Below are 18,802 nucleotides of genomic sequence, written 5' to 3'. Positions count from 1 at the left end.
TTCCGAGGTGTGCAATGAAAAATATCAAAGGTAAAGTCATTATTACCTGTGCTGTAACTGGCGGAGTTCATACTCCAAGCATGTCTGAGTTCCTCCCAATTACGGCGTCCGAAATATCCAATGCAGCAATTGGTGCTGTTAAAGCGGGCGCTTCTATCGTTCACCTGCACGCCCGTAATCCACAGAACGGCAAGCCTACGCAAGACCCAGCTTTGTTCCGAGATTTCGTTGGCGAAATCAAGGCAGGCTGCGATGGGATCATCAACCTTACCACCGGTGGGGCTCCGTCAATGCTTGTGGAAGAGCGCCTGCAGCCAGCGTTGCAACTCAAGCCTGAGCTCGCCTCGCTGAACATGGGTTCGATGAATTTCGGGTTGTTTCCAATGCTGGGCCGCTACAAGGAATTCAAACACGCATGGGAGTCTGAGTACCTTGAGGGAACTCGCGACGTAGTCTTCCGCAACACGTTCAAAGACATCGAGCACATCCTTCAGTCCTGCTCGGATAACGGTACTCGCTTTGAATTCGAATGCTACGACACTGCTCACCTGTATAACTTGGCGCACTTCCTAGACCGCAAGCTGGTGACGCCACCTCTTTTTGTCCAAACGGTGTTTGGCATTTTGGGCGGCATCGGCCCGCACCCAGAGGACGTCGCTCACATGAAGCGCACTGCTGATCGTTTGTTCGGTGATGATTTCGTGTGGTCAGTGCTGGGCGCCGGTCGTGCCCAGATGCCAATCGCATCCTTCGCAGCAGCCAATGGCGGAAACGTCCGGGTTGGGCTTGAGGATTCGCTATGGAATCGTCCTGGTGAATTGGCTCATTCCAACGCAGATCAGGTCAGCCGCGTCCGGCAAATTATCGAGGGGCTCTCTCTTGAAGTGGCGACCCCTCAAGAAGCGCGGCAGTTGCTCGCTTTAAAAGGCGCAAACCAGGTTGGTTTCTGACGGTCGTTGATCTTCAATTTTTGAGGTTGGGTGCACCGAAGAGAAGGGCAGCACCCTGCTTCTGAGTCTGGGCCCGCAATACCATGTCTTCGCAGTTGCCAATAGCGTAAGAGAGTGGCTCGGGAGTAGACGGCTAGCTACTGCCCAGAGCTGACCGATTGCTGGTGCAGTGCCGGGATGAGGCGGTAGTGCGACGCTACCTATTCCGACCTGACTGAATGATCAACACTCGAGAATGTATGAAAGATCTAAGCGAAAAGATGGCGGCAGGGGGGCCATTAGTGCAGCAGGCGCTGCAAGCATTGCTCCGATACAACGAAGCGAAAGGCGTGAAGCCGGCCGGGGAGGTCGAGCGTCTGCGGCTCGATGCGGAATCGCTCACGGCTGGGGTGCATGAATATCATCGGCGAATACTAAGTGAACCGGTGTCGTCACTTCACTGAATTGGCAGGACAGCTTTGCCCCTGATTCCGCACATTCCCCACCGCTACGTCGCTACGTCAAACACTGAAAAATCTCGACAGGATCAGCGTCATAATGCTGCCAGATTTCAAGCGTCCCGACACGACATTCAGGTGCCTTGCAATCCTCGCAGTATTCCAAGCTGTCGCAATCGTTGAAAAGCGTAAGCCGCCATCCCCACCGAACGCTCAAGGAGTGGAAAGCGAAATACGGTTCCGACACCGTGGAGTCGTGGCTCGGCAAGTGATTTTGGTTTGAGTACAAAAAAGGCCCTTTGAGGGCTTTTTTTGTAGATGCTATGAAATGGTTTGGACTTAAAATATGCCTCGGACTTTTCAAGTCCTTTTGCCAAACCGAGGTGACCTTCGATGACCATCAGTGCAGCTCTGGCTGCTGAGTTCCAAGCTTTTGCAGAGCAGCTAGCTGAGGCTGCTGCCGATGCTATTCAACCCTACTTTCGCGCAAAGCTAGATGTCGAGGATAAGGGGGGACGTGTCTTCGATCCTGTTACCTTGGCCGACAAGGCTGCTGAACGAACCATGCGAGAACTGATTCAGGATCGGTATCCCACACACGGAATTCTTGGTGAGGAGGAGGGCTCAATCGTAGGTAGCAGCAAGCTGACCTGGGTGCTTGATCCTATCGACGGTACGCGAGCCTTCATCACCGGCCTCCCACTATGGGGAACGCTTATAGCTCTCACCGATGGTGAGCGCCCGGTGCTCGGAGTGATGAATCAGCCGTTCACTGGCGAGCGCTACATAGGCACTCCGGATGGTGCCTGGTGCAATGGTACGAAACTGCAGACACGCTCATGCCAAGGTCTATCCTCATCAACACTGATGTGCACAACACCCGATATGTTCGATTCATCTGAACGGCGAGACGCTTTTCAATCCGTGGCAAGTCGGGCGCAGTTAGTTCGCTTTGGAGGTGATTGCTATGCGTATTGCATGCTGGCTTCGGGTTTCGTTGATGTGATTATCGAGGCGAGCCTTCAGCCCTACGACGTTCAAGCCCTAATACCGATCATCTATGGTGCCGGTGGGGTGATTACCGCCTGGGATGGGAGCACAGCTCAGAATGGTGGGACTGTCGTTGCCTGTGGTGATCCGGCATTGCATGCCCAGTTAGTGGAGCTGCTCAGGCACGCTGTTTAATTTGGAAACTGAACACTGGCATAGGCTTGTCAGGTAGCGAGGTTAGAGAAAAAACAGCCCGGTAAAATTGCCGAGCTCGATATTACGTGTACATCCATGACACAAGAAAAAGTAAATTACGGGACTCCATAATGCCTATGACTATCAACGGTAGTCATAGGCATCGAAGACTTAGTAATGGGCCTGCCTAAGCTCAGTCCTTGGCGTAAATAAGGCGGATGATGTCCTTAGTGGTTTCGATGTAGCCATCGACATCTTCGTCAGTCATAGGAAGCGTAAGCCCTACTTGGCCACGGTGAACTGGGTAGTAGCCACGAGTAGCCATTTCTAATGCGTAGATACTCATACTGTTTTCGTCAATCTTATGCCAGTAATCACGATGAGTGTTAATGGTCTGCCCGAGCTCTTTGGTAAACGCATAAGCAAATACCGAGAAGGATCCGAAAACGGTAAATGGATATTTGGACTCTGTGGCCCAAGTATTAAGCTCGGATTTGATCTTCGCAGCCATTTCGTTAAGTCGTGCATAAGCCTTTTTATCCATGGCTTTAAGGCAGGCAATGCCTGCTGCGCAGGCCAATGGATGGCCATGGTGGGTGCCTGAGATCATGACTTGATTTTCCTCGATCACCCGGAAAACCTTTTTGCTGCCACCCACTGCGCCAATTGGCAGGCCGCCACCAATCATTTTCCCAAGGACAGTTAAATCCGGCTTGATTTGATACTCACTTTGCAGACCATTAAAATTCGCACGTAGTGTGATGGTCTCATCAGCTATTAGCAGAATGCCCAGCTCTTCAGTAAGAGCGCGAAGCTTTTGTACGAATGTTTTATCCAGCTCTACAATCCCGCCAGCGCAAGACTGCAACTCCATGATCACACAGGCAATGTCTTCCGCATTACCACGAAGAATTTTTTCGCAGGACTCAAAGTCATTTTGGGTCAGAACAATGACGTTATCACTTTTATAGGCAGGAATTCCGTCAGAATCTGGTAGTGCTTTGGGGTTGGAGTCCGGGCCAGGGAAATTGTTCGGGTTAGGGTGAGCGGAGATCGCTAAGTCATCGGAAAAACCGTGATACCCACCCTCAAATTTTGCAATCTTTTTACGGGCCGTATAGCCTCTTGCGATACGCACGGCGCTCAAACATGCTTCACTAGCAGAGCAGAAAAACTTAACCTGTTCAACAGAGTCGATACGCTCACAAAGCAGCTTGGCCAGCTCGAGCTCGTGGTTGGTAGGATTCCCGAATGAGAAACCATTTGGTAGCGTTTCCACAATCGCTTTTACTACCGCTGGATGATTATGGCCTAGCACATTGGTAGAGAAATTATTATTGAGGTCGAGAAGTTTTTTACCTTCGATAGTATGAAGGTATTGAGCTTCCCCTTTTTCGACGAAAATCGCATGTGGGCCATAGCCAAATGTGCGCCTGCTAAAACCTCCTGGAATATATTCCTTTCCTTTCGAGGTTTCTTCCTTGGAAAGAGAAAAGGCTTCAGAGAAATTTTTTAGCGATTGCTGATAATTAAGCTTCATGGCTATTTCCAAATTTACTTGAATTATGGTTGTTTTTGAATTGTTTTCAGACTTTGCCAATAGTTTATGCACATTACTATTTTGGATTTCGACACCAGAATTGAAGGTCATGAGGTTTTTGTTTTCTCCTCACTGATACAGCTTCGGCTCCTGTGCACTTGACGAAAGCTAAGGTCATAGTATTTTCACAATCAGTACCTGGGCAACGGTGATTTATAGATTGCTTGATCAGGTTTCGTGATCGCTGGTTGTTAGCAAAAGACTTCCAAAAATGGGGGCTTGATCGTTAAAGTAATTTCCAGTCGACCAATTTGTTCAGACTCAAATGGAATATGGCCGTGAATTGAAAATACGAAGCTTCCGAGGGAATAGGCGGGGAGATGAACCGTTGCGGAATTCGCTGAAGTGTTACCGCTCAATACGGTTTGTTACTGTGTGCGTCTTAGCTGCCCATATGCGCACTCTCGAGGGCGTTTTTGTCGATTCGCCCAGCAGTCGCAGTCACTAGATCATGAGCTAGACGGCGCTGTGAGCGCTGTGACGAGCGTTGAAGGGTGATTCAGGCAACATAGAGATGCCTGTTTAAGAGAAATTTAAACGAATTGCCCCGTTTGGGCGCATTATTCATTTAGCAAGGCAACCAGAGATCCGCAGGTCGGGTAAGGCATCGCTGCCTCTACGCGAATGCGGTAATTTGCATGAATTTTGCTATGTTTAGATCTTTCACACGTTCCGTGAGTAGCAGGTACCCCTCAATGGACACTAGACAGCTTCTCTTGGCAACCAGGCTTGCTGAGACCCTCCATTTTGGTAAAGCAGCCGAGATCGAGAACATTGCCCAATCTGGCTTGAGCGCTCAAATTGCTAAGCTTGAGAGCGAGCTAGGCTTCAGATTATTTGAACGTACCAGTCATCGTGTTTCATTGACTGAGGCGGGTCAGGCGTTCATAGATCAGGCTCGCACGCTCCTCGGGAGCATGAACAATACGATCTTGGAATGCCGTGCCCTAGCTGAAAACAGTCGTGGTGTCCTAAAGTTGGGCTTTTTTGGTGATGCTGCGGGTGAACTCACCCACCTTATTTTCACACTCTTTCAGCAGAGCAATCCTGGTATCCGGTTGGTGTTTACTGAGCTGTCCATGACAAATCAGGTGCAGGCACTCATCTCTGGAAAAGTAGATGCTGCCCTCGTCAGGCTACCGATTTGCGATCCTCGTCTTGAGCTCGATGTGATGTTTGATGAGCCGCGAGTCGCTGCCGTACCGGCCAATCATGAAATGGCACATGCCTCGATCCTTACTATTTCAGACTTGATCGAGCAACCATTCGCAGTAGCGGGTGAGGGAGCTCCCACCGAATGGGCTGCATACTGGAGTTTGGGGGCTGAGCGCCATGAGGCCTGCCGGATTGGAGCGTATGTTCAGTCGATACCTGAGAGCTTGGCTGCTGTCGCCTATGGTGGCGCGTTTGATACGTTCCCACTAACAGCAACACGCTTATTTACTCATCCAGGCGTGCGCTACGTACCACTGGCTGACGCTCCACGTAGTTCATTGGCTTTGGCCACACTGGCTGGTAACAGGTCGCCATCTGTTAGATCGCTTCGACGCTGTGTGACAGAGACTCTTGAAAGCTCTCTTTCCTGTATTCCTGAGGCTCGTCGCTGCGAAGTGGCTTAACCACTTGCGAGCCCCAGGAGTGTATGCGCCTACCCCTCCAGTCAATTGGCAAACTGGAGGGTGAGCTCAGAAGGGATAGTGGCGGGGTTGCCGCTGAACAGATACCCATTGAGTGGTTGTGAACTCATCAATTGCCCAGTCGCCATTGAATCTGCCCAGGCCTGAGTTCTTCTCCCCACCAAAGGGGACGTTAGGGGCATCCGCAACCGGCATGTCGTTCACATGGGCCATACCAGAATGGATACGCCGAGCAAATTGCACGCCGCGTTCGATGTCACCCGAAAAGACTGCAGCGGAAAGCCCAAAATGGGTAGCGTTAGCCAGTTCCAATGCGTGATCGGCATCCCGTGCACGCATTATCCCGGCAATAGGCCCGAAAATTTCTTCGTAGGCTAATTCCATGTCGGATGTCACTTCAGTGAAAACGTGCGGCGCAAATACAAGTCCTGCAGATTCGCCAGCGTAAGCCAATGTTGCGCCTTCCGCTTTGGCCTGTTCGACCTTGTGAGCTAGTCCGGCAAATTGTTTGCGGTTGATCACCGGCCCAACCGAGGTCGCCGGATTTCTAGGATCACCGATTACCAGGTTACTGACGCGCTGAATGAACAGGGAAACGAATGAGTCGTAAATCGGCTCCTCCACAATGATTCTATTGATGGCCATACAGATTTGGCCTTGATGCAGAAATTTGCCTACAACAGCCGCATGAACTGCTTGCTTGAGATCCGCATCAGCTAGCACTACAAAAGGGTTGTTACCGCCTAGTTCCAACGCCACATGTTTCAAATAATCGCCACTGCCTGCCTGACGGGCGATGTTTTGGCCAATCGGGGTTGATCCAGTGAAGGAAATAAAGCTCGGTGCAGGATGGAGAACGAAGTCATCGCCAATCTCTGATCCCGCTCCCACTACCACGCTTAGAACTCCTTCTGGCAATCCTGCTTCTTCGAAGATGCGCGCCAGCAGTAGGCCTCCGGTGACTGGAGTGTCACTGGCAGGTTTCACAACTACAGCGTTGCCGAGAGCCAACGCCGGTGCCAGAGATCGCTGGGTAAGATGGAAAGGGAAGTTCCAGGGACTGATTACCCCAACGACGCCAAGTGGGCGCCGATAAACGCGGCTTTCTTTATTGGGCACATCGGATTCCACGATGCGGCCATGAACCCTGCTTGGAAATGAAGCAGCCTCCAGAGTGATAGCTTTAGCTGACGCCCATTCGATCTCAGCTTTTATCCGCGTGCTCCCTGATTCAGAAATGATCCATTCAACCAATTCGTCATGGCGCTCATCAAAAATCTGAGCAGCTCGTAGGAGCACTCCCGCTCGCGTTGACGGGCCCATTGCCGCCCAACCGGGTTGTGCTGCCTTGGCTTTAGCATAGGCTTCGTTCAAGTCGTCCTTGTTAGCCAAGGCAATCTCAAGCAGCGTTTGCTGGGTGAACGGGTCGCTAACAGTCATAGAACGCCCCGTCCGGCCTTCGCGCCAAACTCCCCCGATCAACTGCAAATTCAGGTCGCTGTAAGGATGATTATTGTTCACGTTATTCTCCGAATTTTATGACGACCGTAGCTTTGGATTCTGGGTCGCTGGCCTTCCTGGGGTGGCCTCAAAACTAGAGAACCACCCGTCGATATTTATTTGATCTTGCTAGTAATGAGATGGTCGCTTCAGGAAATCGCAGGTGTCACAGGAAAATTCTTTTTGGCTCGGAGTCCATTAATAACTCCCAGCAAGGCCGCTATTACAACCAACCATGGAAGCAACGTTGCGATACCTTCCTTAGCACCAGTGAGTTCGCCAAAATTCGCCACCGCGAGAACAACGGCGGTTGCCAATCCACATCCACCAAGGGTGGGAGCGATCACGCCTTGCCATTTACTGCATTTCTGAGTTTTGAGAGTGAATCCCACGACAGCGGCTGCCCCCAACGTCTGCAAGGCGAGTACAGCAAGGGTGCCAAGTCCAACCATCCACATGTAGAGGTGCATTATCGGGTCGGCATTGGTGACCATGAAGACACCAACGGCGACGACGGTTGTGATCGAGAGAGCAATGCTTGCTACGTGAGGGTTAGCGTGTTTTGGATGTACTCGGCTGAGCTGCTGAGGTACGAAGTGGCTGCGAGCCAGTGCGAAAAGATAGCGGCTCAGGGCATTGTGAAAGGAGAGCAACACGGCAAAGACGCTCGTGACTACCAGGATTTTCATGATTTCGGTAGAAAGGGGGCCGACGTATTGTGTGTTGGCATTGAACACGAAATTGATCATGTCATTGGCGGCGAGGCTTTGAACATCGCTATTCGCATATGCCAGGCCGAGGCACCACGTCGTAAGCGTGTAAAAGATGCCAATGATGGCAATGGCGACATATGTAGCAAGGGGAACGGTGCGACTTGGGTTCTTCGCTTCTTCCCCATAAATGGTTGTGGACTCGAACCCTACAAAGCAACAAAACGCGAACATCAATGCCACCCCCAGACCAGGAGTGAATATCTGAGAAGGCATGAAGCCATTCCAGGAGAAATTCTTAGCATCTGTTTGGGCAATTACCGCGATGTCAAAGACAAGCAGGATCAGGATCTCGAAAATCATCAGCACGCCTAACACCTTGGCTGACACTTTAACGTCCATGTATCCGAAAATACCGACCAGTCCGATGATGAGAAGAGCTACGACGCGCCAGTCCACCTGCAATCCCGCCATCGACAGAGCAAGGTCTGCCCCGAACGCAGCGAATTGACCGTAGATGCCAGTTAACATAGCGATATAGGCAAGTAGCGCGATTCCGCCAGCTGCGTTGCCTGCTGCTCGTCCTAATCCGTGAGTCACTAGCTCAGCGAAGCCACCAGCACTGATCACATGACGACTCATCGCTGCAAATCCAATCGCAAAAAGTAGCAGGACGAGCGAGGCGATCAGATAGATGCCTGGTGCACCTGCACCTCCCATAGCGAAAACTACAGGGCCTGCGCCAAGGGTGGCGCCGAGCGGGGCCGCAGCTGCAATTACAAAAAAGACGATGTCGGAGACACCTAAGGATTTGGGCTTAAGCCCTGGTTGTGTCGGCTCAATTTGCATACAGGCCTCCCCTTACAGCAAGACGGGATTTGAATTGTTATTGGTAGCCTGATTTTTCGCTCAGTGGCTCACACTGGCAATCCGCAAACGCTGATCGTTCGATCTTAGTTGGTGATTGAACTCACGCTTGTCCGTAATCATGCGTAGGTATGCATAGCCCTTGGTTGAGGAGCAGAGCAGGGTAGCGGAGGAGGTTAGCCAAAACGTGGTGACGATTCGGGATGTCACCGAGTCGCTATCAGCGCAGGCGCAGGAGTTTCAACAAGTCAGCAGATCTATTAACTCATTGGCCATCAAGCAGCAGGCGCTCGCAAACCAATTTGTGACCTAGGGTCAGATGTATTTCCTGGTTATGTCCTGCCGCAAAAGTAGGTCGCATTGAGTCCTCCCTCCATATGACCCGGCTTTGTCACGCCGGGCTCGCATGGTGTACCTGACAATGACCTAATTCCTGCTGTTAGCGTTGCCCTAAAAGCAGCTATTCCTTTGCCGAACTGGAGCTGGCCTACAGCGGGGCAATAAGGGCTCCCTAACTCACAAATTAGGCGTTTACGCCGACAGGTATTCGTCTACCGATTTAACGGTTGCATAGCCGAACTCAAATGCGGCCATCACGGTTGCATGCGCTAGAGCAGCAGGAACAGTCACGCCGTGAAATGTCACATCCAGGGTGGCGCAGGCATCATGCAGCACGGTAACTGGATAGCCCATATCTGCTGCAGCGCGTACCACGGCGTCGATGCACATGTGGGTCATTGCACCTATTACCACGACTTCCTGGACATCAGCGGCATCCAACTGCCGCTTGAGATCAGTTTCCCTGAAGGCGTTGATGTGTTTTTTTACGATTACAGGTTCATGACCTTTAGGAGCTACAGCTGGTTGAATTTCCGAGCCAGTGGATCCCTTAGCAAAGAGTGGAGCGCCTTCATCGGACTCATGCCGTATGTGGAAAACTGGAATACCTGTATCGCGCGAGTGTCTGATCACCCGGATAGCATTCGCGACAGCCCCTTCGATGCCGGGCAAAGGAAATTTGCCAGTGGGCAAGTATTCGTTTTGCAGATCAACTACTACAAGACCTCGCTTCATGGACAATCTCCAGTCAAATTATCAACGTGATGTTGTCGAGGGCCGAGCTTTTCGCGAGCAGATAAGCCAGCGTCAACTACGGCCCAATTAATCAGAATTCCAGCGAAACGCCGTCTTCCGGAATATCGACCCGGCTCTCAATACCTTGCTTCTTGACGTAGGTGCGCAGCTCTTCACGGGTTAGGGACATGTGGTTGATTGCGTCCATGTGCACGGCAACGATTTTCGCGTCTTTCGCAGCCTCTGAGGCGCGTAGTACGTCTTCCTCGCCCATGATGATCGACCCCTTATACCCGGTCATCATTGCTTTCCCGGCGTTGAGTACGATGACTTCGGGATGATATTTCTCGATGGTCTGGTCGACCTCTTTACGCCAGACAGTGTCGCCAGCAAGGTAAAGGGTCTTGTAGCCTGGCGCTTGGAAGACCACGCCCATGGCTTCACCTAGCGGTTTCGCGAGGGCTGGCACGGCATACATTTCGTCTGTGCCATGTTGACCACCAGTCTTGGTGATTTTGACGCCACCGAATTCAGCTTCATCAGTCAGTACGCGTACATTCTTGAAACCTTGGGAGCGAATCAGCTGCGCATCTTCTTCATGCTGAGCGAACAGAGGGATGTCTTTAGGCAGTGCTTTCTGCGCGGCATCGTCCCAGTGGTCAAGGTGCGTATGCGTGACGATGACTGCATCGACACCGGCGATAATTTCAGCGGGCGACTCGGTCAGATCAACCAAGGGATTGCGAAGGTTGCTCCGATAGGTATTTTCAAATCCAGGGTAGGCTCCCTTTTTCGCCAGCATCGGGTCGATCAGAAAGGTGGTGCCGCCGTAGGAGATTTTCACTGTGGCGTTACGAACTTGCTGCAAGTCCACTTTATGAGATGCCTCAGGCACCTTCGGGGCGCTTGTGCTCGCAAATGCCGATGTGGTCGTTGCAGCGCAAGCAATGCTGAGTACAAGGGGAAGAGTTTTGAGATTCATGAGATTAGTCCTGTTGATACATCAAGGACACCATTCTTGCCGAATGCCATAGGGCCTAACAGTGGCCTGAATGACATATTTCGATATAATTGGGCCAACTGCCCTTCGTTCTCCGGGGATGTGAGAGTGTGGTTGACGTACGCCTTGCATCCTTGAAAAAAATTCCCATTAGGGAGCGCCCATAATTCCTGTGTACGACAGCTTTGAGGCAATGCGGGCCAATCGGAGGCTACCTGATGCAATCCATACCTGTTGCTGTTCTAGCTTTCAACGGCGTGAGCCTGTTCCATCTCTCTGTGCCGGGAGTGGTGCTGGGGACGGCTCAATCCGAACCTGGTGAACCTCGATACGAGGTTAGTTACTGCGCAGAGACGCCGGGTATGGTGAGTAGCGACCAAGGCATCGGCTTGGAGGTCACTCATGGCCTGGAACTGATGGAGTCCTCTCACGTAATTGTCATTCCAGCGTGGGGCGATCAATCGATCGCTGCATCTGCACAGCTCGTGAAAGCCTTACAGCTCGCTAATGCCCAAGGAAAGCTCATAGTCGGGTTATGTTTGGGAGCATTCGTGCTCGGCGATGCCGGGCTGCTTGATGGCAAAGAAGCAACCACTCACTGGGCAGTCAGAGACGAGTTTGCGCGACGCTTCCCTGAAGTTCGTTTCAGGCCCGAGGTGCTCTATGTCAGTGATGGCAACATCATGACCTCTGCGGGAACCGTGGCGGCAATCGATTGTTGCCTGCATCTGATACGCCAGCGGCTCGGTGCTGATGTGGCGAATCGCACCGCGAAGATGCTGGTGACGCCGCCGCATAGGCAAGGAGGCCAAGCTCAATACGTAGAACATCCTGTGCCGCAGCTATCCAGCGAGACTTATTTGTCTGATGTACTGGCGTGGGCCCGAATGAACCTAGCCAGTGATCTATCGCTCGACGTCCTGGCAGATATGGCGAAAATGAGTAGGCGCACGTTTACTCGTCGCTTTAGGGAGGCCACTGGCAGTACCGTCTCTAAATGGTTGAATGCTGAGCGAGTCGCCAGAGCACAACAGCTGCTCGAAACGACCGACCTACCTATCGAGTGTGTCGCCGGTGAGGCGGGTTTCGGAACGCCTTTGTCGTTGAGACAACAGTTCGGCGTTCAACTCGGCACATCGCCTTCTGAGTATCGGCGAATGTTTTTCCGTGAAATGAGGCCAGGCCCGAAGGCGGGCGGCAGTGAGCACATTGACGAGCCATCCACCCCTTCCCAGCTAAAGTTTTAATTATGCCTCTTAGCTCAGGCAGCAAGATTCCTAACGACAGCGAGCAGCGCCTGAAGCGGATGTAACCAGCGCGCGACTTCAGGTTGCCTGAACCATATCAGCCAGGCAGCCAGCCATAAGAATCGAACAGCGGCAGTTATGACGAAAGCAACACGCCATTCGTAACTGTTGACGACAATGCTCGGGCCCAACGCAGCAATCCCCGGGCCTATCAGGCTACCGGCATGGAACAGTGAGGTCGCCATTCCGCGCTCGCCGGCAGGCACCCATTCGCGCAGAGCGCGTCCCCCGGCGGGGTACGAAGTCGACCCTCCGACACCCATCAGCAAACGAGTGATCAGCATGGAGAAGAAACCCCCTGATGCTGCAGAGAGGAGGGGGGCGACAGACCAGACTCCGATGCCCCAGGCGTTGACCAGCCGAGTATCGTATCGATCCTCCAGCATTCCCATGGGTATGAGTGCGAAGAGGTAAAGCCATAAAAAGGAGGACAGCAGAAGGCCCAGCACGAAGGGGCTAATGTCGAATTCTTGAGTGTGGTGAGAGGCGATCGCCAAGGCTAACCGACAGACCCGGCTCAGGCTCGTAGCCGTAGTTAGCGCCCAAGATGAGGACAAAGACGTCGCACTGATCAACCTCTGTCAGGCAGGCATGCACGGAAGAATAGGTGCGGGCTCCAAAATGCTCGCTCATGATCGGCTTCATATCCAGAGCTTCTACGGCGTCCTTGGCAGCCGCTCTGAATTGCTCAAATCCCCTTACCACCGAGCTTATGAATACCTTCATCTTTCCCCTCAAAATGCTGGCGCCTGTGGATTTGACTGATGCCTGGTGGGATTGTTTCCAGCAACCATCACCTACAGCGTTGGGTGCTCAGCGCCTTTGACCAGATGTCATGATCGCACCGCGAGCAGCGTGCTTCGTGTTCTTCAAGAATAGATTGTGCAAAGCCACAACTCACGCAGCAATAAAGTCCCGAAGCGGGCACTTTTATAAACTCCGCACGATGTTCTAAAGGTAGGACTGACAAGCCAGGGCGCAGGTCTTCTTGATCGTAAAAATAAAGACTGATGTCGCCATCTGTTTCCATAAGCGCCAATCTTACTTGGCCTAAGTGCTCAACGCCCCGTTGTCGAAGCTCCATCAATATTTCGCTCGATGAAATATTCAGCTTCTCTAAGGATTTAAGTTCATATAAGCCATTGCGAATGACGGTTACAGGTAGACCATCAATCCATGCTTCAAATTTCTTGCTTTTGGTCATGACCCAAACCGTCATGCGATAGAGCAGCAACAGCGTGAGGAAAACGACTGCAACGGGCAACAGTGGTACATCATGGTAGAAGGACACGTCTCCGGCAGCGGAGCCCAACGTCAAAATCACGACCAACTCAAAAAGTGAGAGCTGTCTTATCCCGCGTCGGCCACTTGATTTTAAGAACAAGAAAACGGCAAGAAAGGCAAAAGCTGCCCGAAACCCTACCTCTAGCAAAAATGTTAGTGGAAACTCATCTATCAACATCCGTTGAATATCAAAGGGAGACATCATCACCTCTTTTTTGGTTTTTTAGATAATCATTGAATTGTGTGAGTCCTGCCCATCTAAAGCGTTACATCCTCTGAGTAGCTCCACGGGGGCGAAGAAAACCGGCTAGTCGTAGAATTGGAATCTCCAATACATGAACCTTAGCCTCGATTCACCAAAGAATGGTGAGCCAGATCTGCACAGACCGTTACTCACCGGAGGCCTAATAGCGCAGGCGCGGAATCAGCCCTGTAGGCGCTGGTCGCTTCGCTGGCACGGATTTAACGATTCTGTAAGGTGGGTAACTGCGCGACCTGCGGGCAGCGGGATCATCTCCACCCCCCCACTGGATTCATTGCGGCGGTTTGTGTGCGTTTCCTGACACGGCTTATACAAATGTGAGACCACTCATCGTTCTGCTACCATCCGGGCCACCAATCGAGTGCAACCTTGGCGCAACGGTTTGAAAGCGTGCATTCCATCGGATAACCTTGACCTAAAGTAGTGACCTTGAGCCGTTCGGGAGTAAAAAATGACTGCGATCACCGCGCCTCATTCCGTTAGCTCCGGTGAAACAGCTCCAGATGAATCCCTTCGGATGAACGTCGTTCGTAGGTATGCCATTCTTGATACCCCTCCGGACGGCGCATTTGATCGTGTGACCGCAATAGCAGCGCGCCTTCTCGGTACTCCGATAGCAATCGTGAGCATCGTCGATACAGATCGGATCTGGTTCAAATCCCATCATGGGCTCGACGCAAATCAAATTTCCCGCAATCCAGGACTCTGTGCCTCCGCGATCTTACAGAATGGGCCTTGGCTAGTAACAGACGCTAGGCTTGATCCTCGAACGCTTTCTAATCCTCTTGTCGCAGGCGAATTTGGTCTTCAATTTTATTTGGGTGTGCCACTGCATACTCACGACGGCTTCAATCTCGGTACGTTATGTGTGCTGGACACGCAGCCGCGCACGGTTACCCAAGATCAGATAGATACGTTGGCGGATCTTGCTAGCGTTGTAATGGATCAGCTTGAACTGCGCCTTTCCGCCATGCGATCCATAGCTGAGAAGGAAGCAGCGCTGAATCATTCCCACTTGATGGCCGAGGAAATTGACCATCGAGTCATGAATAGCCTCCATTTGATTGTGTCAATGCTGAGCATTCAGAGTGCTCAGCTGGGCAACTCTGAAGCGGCTAAGGAGATTTCAAGAGCGGCTGCCAAAATATTTGCAGTAGCAAATGTGCATCAGCATATTAACGTCGGTAAGGCTGCCACGACGCTCGATAGTGCTGACTATCTGGTTCAACTGTGTGCTGGCTTATCAGCAATGTTAGGTTGTGGGGATCAGGTGGCTATCTCGGTCGAAGCCGTCCCACTCGCCTTGGCGAGCGAACAACTCAGTCGACTCGGCCTTATCGTTAATGAATTGGTGACAAATGCTTTAAAATATGGGGCCACCAAGGTCGATGTACAATTGGCACCATATGAAGATCAGTATTGCCTGACCGTAAGTGACAATGGCAAGGGACTTCCAGCCGACTTTGATGTGGATAAAATGTCGGGGTTGGGAATGAAAGTAATTACTTCGCTTGTTAAAAATCTGGGTGGCTCGCTAAGTCACCAGCCCAACGCAAACATCGGCGGCACCGCGTTTCAGATAATTTTTTCTCCGATGTTGAGTTTGCGTCCTCGAATTTGAAACGAAGCTTCTCGCTTTACTTACCAAGTACGGCAACAGCTTGAAGGACATCTTCAACCTGCTTGATCCACAGGCCGGTCGCCGTGCTCCTGGAGCCCAACCACAATCGAGCACGCGCAAGCCACGCCAGGTGAAAGTTTACAAGAACCCAGAATCTGGAGAAGTCGTAGAAACCAAGGGTGGTAACCACAAAACTCTTAAAGAGTGGAAAGCGAAATACGGCTCGGACACAGTCGAGTCCTGGCTGACCAAGTAATTTTGGTTTGAGTACAAATGGCCCTTCGAGGGCCCTTATATTGTCGGTTTAGGAGTGAAAAATGGCGGTGATGGGGAAGGAGCGTCAGCGTGGTCAAAGTTGAAAAAAATATTAAGTAAGGCCAATTTCGACTCTAGGGCGAGGTGAACTGGCAAGAAAGGAAACATGAGTAGTTGCTGCGAAATAGATCGTCTCAAGCAGATTCATACTCTCTTGCAGCAGCCCTCTCTCTTCACCCGATAGCCCAGGCGCTTCCTCTTGCAGCAAGGCCTCGGACAGCTTGCAGACATCGGCCAGAATGACAGGATCGCCCGTTTTTAAGGCTTGAAAGACTGCGCTGGTAGCGTTGTTTAGGCTAGGGAAAATCTCTGATTTTCTCATTAGTTCAAGTGCGGCATCACCAATCATCCAAGCTGCCATCATCCCTTCGAAATGCTTTTCGGCATTCTCAACGCAGCGTTTATGGTCGAACGCCGATTCATGTCCCCACCTGCCCACACATTGCGATAGCCAGGCATCCTGCGTCATTCTTTGCGGGTGCGATCCCAATGACTTAAGGTCTCGGCGTACTGCACCGTGCAGACTGCGTCTCACGGCGTCAGGGCTTGAGGGAAACAAGAGCGAAAATATTAGCGTGGCGCAAGCCATGCCGAGAAGTAACGTAAGCGCGCCATTGAAGAACTGATCGGGGCCCATGCGCTCGGCATTCTGAGGGTTGATCAAATCCCAGAAAAATATCGCGAAACTAGCGGCGCTGCCAGCGACGCTCGGGTGTCGCATTAGCAAGCCAGCGATTAACATAAACCCGAAGAGAAAGAGCGCTAAAATCGCGAATTCGGACGTTAACGGTAATAGCCAAAAATTGCATATGGCGCTCGCAACAGCCGCGCAGGCCGCGCCTTTAAAAAATCCCAAACTACCTGCGACTGCGTTCGATCGGGTCGCGAATAATGAACAGACGACTGCGACGATGGTGACAAACCCTACCCCCAGGCTGCCTGCGAAATAAGTCCAAATAATCATTGCAACCAGCATCGAAACAAATGCGCGCAAGCCATTCTGCACAATCGCTGACCGGTTAACATGTAAGACGAAACCAGAATGCCGCGAGTTGGACTCTGACGAATGGTGGGTAATAGCTTTTTTATGGTCGCGCCACGTCTTAAACAATGATAACCATCGCGCCTCTACCAATTTGCGGGACGGCAAGGCATAACGAGTATCAATGTTGTAAGTGTAAGCTAGCAAGGTAAGGGAGGAGGATAGGAAGGTACGAAGATTCGCACTGCATTTACGAACTTCCCTTGAGTCAACAGCTGCAAACGTTAAGGACGACTCTAATGCCAATGCGGTGGAAAACTGCTTATGCAGCGTCTCGGAATTCGCTTCGTTACCCCTTAGTATCGAGGCGCATATTTTAACGCATCGTCGACCATAGCTATTGAACTCTTTACGAACATTATTAACTGATGTTTCGCGAGAAAATATTGCCGCGCCTATCCCTTCAATTATGATGCCAATTATAATGTCCGCAGCCCGAGCGAAGGCGATAGTGAGGACATTTTCTGGCGCCGAAATGGCATCTAATGAGATGATCGCAGCGGTATATCCAGCTAAAACGGCTCCATAACTACGGAAATTGAATGTCGCTGTTGAAAGGCTAGTGCATACGCCCACCCAGCCAGCTAAGGCTAATGAAAATATTTCAGGCGTCTGAGCAAACGCGCCCATTAATGCCACGCCGACTATGGCGCCGATACAGGTACCCGCAATTCGATATTGTCCTTTCGATACACTCATGCCACGCGAATGTTGCGCGACAATCCACACTGTCATCGGCGCCCATTTGGGTGAGTCTATGTTCAGCGCTAAGGCAATATACAACGCCATTAGAGATGCAATGGTTGTGCGCAAGGCGAAGATCGCGCCCGACCACGAAATCCCATGCTCTTGTAAAAAATATTTCATCAAAATAGTGATTCGGTTCGAATTTATGGATGATGTTTCGGTGTCCACAGGATAAATTAAATTAACTGGCGCAATAATGCGTCGCCGCTGAGATAGTCCTTTGTCGATAGTGGCAACAATACACGTGCAGAAATCGGAGGCCTAAGTGGAAATTGAAAATATTCAGATGTTTTTGCGGGTGGTAGAGCGCGGTAACTTCACAGCAGCCGCAGAGCATTTGAGCGTTACGGTTGCCAAGGTCAGCCGGAAGATAAAACAGCTAGAGGAATCGCTGGGGGTGCAGTTGCTCTATCGCACCACTCGGCGAGTCGCCGTGACTGAGGCAGGGCGTGAATATTACGAACGGTGCCTGTTGGCCGAATCTATTCTCGCGGAAGCCAACCATAAAGTTCGGGCATTGCGCACCGAACCGGCAGGCACTATACGTTTCCTGGCGCCCTACGCCGTTGGACTGATCTCTCTTGAACCAAAGTTGGTAGAGTTTAGACGACGTTTTCCCAACGTTTGTCTCTCTATCGTCTACGATAATCGCCCATTGGATCTCACTGAGCATGGCTTTGACCTTGCGCTGCGAGTCGGCCCGATTTCGGACTCAGAATATGCAGTTCGTTCTTTGGGATGGTCACGAGCAAGACTTGTGGCAAGTCCGGCATATTTCGAAAGGAGAGCAGAGCCCACAGTTCCGCAGCAGCTTGAAGAACATGAAACCTTGACGACCGGATATAACTCCTCCATGTCCACTTGGCGCCTGCGGAACTCGGCCGGCGATATTGCCGAAATAAACATTAGCCCCGTGGTGATCGCCAATGAGTCGGTCACTCTTATCCGCCAAGCTATCCATGGTGCCGGGATCGCACTAGTTTCGACGCAGTTCATTACCTCAAGTGTGGAGCGAGGAGAGCTCAAGATACTCTTGCCGAACTGGTATCGAGCAGATGATGCTGAGCTTTGCGCTTTGTTTCCCCGGCGTGCAACGCTTGATAGTAAAGTTCGCGTTTTCCTAGACTTCTTGATTGAAGCATTTGCAGACTGGCGAATATAGACAACAGCGCTATTCGCTCAGTATGGACGAGCCCAATCGCCTGCCAGCTTACCTCGATATCTCGATGAGCCTCAGTTGAAAATGTCTATGACCAGGCCGAGG

18 protein-coding genes and 1 pseudogene are annotated in these 18,802 nt (G+C 51.5%); 9 read left to right on the top strand and 10 right to left on the bottom strand.

The window, feature by feature from the left end; all coding sequences use genetic code 11:
• Positions 1-14: 14 nt before the first annotated feature.
• Together kce and ACA041_RS24175 are read left to right on the top strand one after the other, a co-directional pair.
• On the top strand, positions 15-950 hold the full coding sequence (kce, locus tag ACA041_RS24180; RefSeq protein ID WP_497438041.1) for a 3,5-dioxohexanoate:acetyl-CoA acetone transferase: 936 nt from the start codon (positions 15-17) through the stop codon (positions 948-950).
• Between the two features lie 239 nt (positions 951-1,189).
• Positions 1,190-1,393 carry a hypothetical protein gene (locus ACA041_RS24175; RefSeq protein WP_497438039.1) on the top strand — a complete coding sequence of 68 codons (204 nt, stop codon included), beginning with the start codon at positions 1,190-1,192 and terminating at the stop codon, positions 1,391-1,393.
• A gap of 52 nt (positions 1,394-1,445) precedes the next feature.
• Here the strand turns inward: ACA041_RS24175 and ACA041_RS24170 are convergent, their stop codons facing one another.
• Positions 1,446-1,553 (bottom strand): hypothetical protein, encoded by a 108-nt coding sequence (locus ACA041_RS24170; protein ID WP_497438038.1) that lies wholly within the window; start codon positions 1,551-1,553, stop codon positions 1,446-1,448.
• On the opposite strand from ACA041_RS24170, the gene ACA041_RS24165 reads away from it, so the two are divergent.
• A complete protein-coding gene (locus ACA041_RS24165) occupies positions 1,531-1,659 on the top strand; it encodes a hypothetical protein (protein WP_497438037.1) in 129 nt (42 codons plus the stop codon). The two genes, ACA041_RS24170 and ACA041_RS24165, sit on opposite strands and share 23 nt — an antisense overlap.
• 121 nt (positions 1,660-1,780) lie before the next feature.
• Positions 1,781-2,572: a histidinol-phosphatase gene (hisN, locus tag ACA041_RS24160; RefSeq protein ID WP_497438036.1), complete on the top strand. Its 792-nt coding sequence runs from the start codon at positions 1,781-1,783 to the stop codon at positions 2,570-2,572.
• Positions 2,573-2,765: 193 nt separating this feature from the next.
• Here the strand turns inward: hisN and ACA041_RS24155 are convergent, their stop codons facing one another.
• Positions 2,766-4,223 carry an aspartate aminotransferase family protein gene (locus ACA041_RS24155; protein WP_497438035.1) on the bottom strand — a complete coding sequence of 486 codons (1,458 nt, stop codon included), beginning with the start codon at positions 4,221-4,223 and terminating at the stop codon, positions 2,766-2,768.
• Between the two features lie 644 nt (positions 4,224-4,867).
• Between ACA041_RS24155 and ACA041_RS24150 the strand changes: the two genes are divergently transcribed.
• Positions 4,868-5,791, top strand: coding sequence for a LysR family transcriptional regulator (locus tag ACA041_RS24150; RefSeq protein WP_154994440.1), 924 nt, complete (start codon positions 4,868-4,870; stop codon positions 5,789-5,791).
• Between the two features lie 66 nt (positions 5,792-5,857).
• Here the strand turns inward: ACA041_RS24150 and ACA041_RS24145 are convergent, their stop codons facing one another.
• The 4 genes from ACA041_RS24145 to ACA041_RS24130 all read right to left on the bottom strand — a co-directional run bounded on the left by ACA041_RS24145 (position 5,858) and on the right by ACA041_RS24130 (position 10,942).
• Complete coding sequence (locus tag ACA041_RS24145; protein WP_497438034.1) at positions 5,858-7,330, bottom strand: aldehyde dehydrogenase family protein; 1,473 nt, start codon at positions 7,328-7,330, stop codon at positions 5,858-5,860.
• Between the two features lie 128 nt (positions 7,331-7,458).
• Complete coding sequence (locus ACA041_RS24140) at positions 7,459-8,868, bottom strand: APC family permease (protein ID WP_497438033.1); 1,410 nt, start codon at positions 8,866-8,868, stop codon at positions 7,459-7,461.
• 549 nt (positions 8,869-9,417) lie between these two features.
• Positions 9,418-9,960 (bottom strand): cysteine hydrolase family protein, encoded by a 543-nt coding sequence (locus tag ACA041_RS24135; protein ID WP_497438032.1) that lies wholly within the window; start codon positions 9,958-9,960, stop codon positions 9,418-9,420.
• Positions 9,961-10,051: 91 nt separating this feature from the next.
• A complete protein-coding gene (locus ACA041_RS24130) occupies positions 10,052-10,942 on the bottom strand; it encodes an MBL fold metallo-hydrolase (protein WP_497438031.1) in 891 nt (296 codons plus the stop codon).
• A 236-nt stretch (positions 10,943-11,178) separates the two neighbouring features.
• Here ACA041_RS24130 and ACA041_RS24125 point away from each other — a divergent pair, with 236 nt between their 5' ends.
• A complete protein-coding gene (locus tag ACA041_RS24125) occupies positions 11,179-12,207 on the top strand; it encodes a GlxA family transcriptional regulator (RefSeq protein ID WP_497438030.1) in 1,029 nt (342 codons plus the stop codon).
• 14 nt (positions 12,208-12,221) lie between these two features.
• Here the strand turns inward: ACA041_RS24125 and ACA041_RS24120 are convergent, their stop codons facing one another.
• The 3 genes from ACA041_RS24120 to ACA041_RS24110 form a co-directional block, all read right to left on the bottom strand.
• Positions 12,222-12,764 (bottom strand): MFS transporter, encoded by a 543-nt coding sequence (locus tag ACA041_RS24120; protein WP_497396786.1) that lies wholly within the window; start codon positions 12,762-12,764, stop codon positions 12,222-12,224.
• The gene (locus ACA041_RS24115; RefSeq protein ID WP_497438029.1) at positions 12,724-12,993 is read right to left on the bottom strand and encodes a DUF4062 domain-containing protein; all 270 of its coding nucleotides are present in this window, start codon (positions 12,991-12,993) and stop codon (positions 12,724-12,726) included. The genes ACA041_RS24120 and ACA041_RS24115 overlap by 41 nt, the downstream gene beginning before the upstream one ends.
• 67 nt (positions 12,994-13,060) lie before the next feature.
• Positions 13,061-13,753 carry a DUF421 domain-containing protein gene (locus tag ACA041_RS24110; RefSeq protein WP_497266493.1) on the bottom strand — a complete coding sequence of 231 codons (693 nt, stop codon included), beginning with the start codon at positions 13,751-13,753 and terminating at the stop codon, positions 13,061-13,063.
• 511 nt (positions 13,754-14,264) lie between these two features.
• Here ACA041_RS24110 and ACA041_RS24105 point away from each other — a divergent pair.
• Together ACA041_RS24105 and ACA041_RS24100 are read left to right on the top strand one after the other, a co-directional pair.
• Positions 14,265-15,434, top strand: coding sequence for a sensor histidine kinase (locus tag ACA041_RS24105; RefSeq protein ID WP_497438028.1), 1,170 nt, complete (start codon positions 14,265-14,267; stop codon positions 15,432-15,434).
• Positions 15,424-15,690: pseudogene (locus ACA041_RS24100) on the top strand (histone-like nucleoid-structuring protein, MvaT/MvaU family); the annotation flags it as partial. The gene ACA041_RS24105 and the pseudogene ACA041_RS24100, both read left to right, overlap by 11 nt.
• 111 nt (positions 15,691-15,801) lie before the next feature.
• On the opposite strand, the gene ACA041_RS24095 reads toward ACA041_RS24100, so the two are convergent.
• Positions 15,802-17,658, bottom strand: a complete 1,857-nt coding sequence (locus ACA041_RS24095) for an FUSC family protein (RefSeq protein ID WP_497438027.1) — start codon at positions 17,656-17,658, stop codon at positions 15,802-15,804.
• A gap of 145 nt (positions 17,659-17,803) precedes the next feature.
• On the opposite strand from ACA041_RS24095, the gene ACA041_RS24090 reads away from it, so the two are divergent.
• Entirely contained in the window at positions 17,804-18,700 is an 897-nt protein-coding gene (locus ACA041_RS24090) for a LysR family transcriptional regulator (protein WP_497438026.1), read from the top strand.
• Positions 18,701-18,802: the final 102 nt, after the last annotated feature.

Source organism: Pseudomonas sp. LBUM1676 (genome assembly GCF_059695605.1).
The sequence above is the reverse complement of the archived record's forward strand: the minus strand, read 5'-3'. Positions and strand labels throughout refer to the sequence as shown.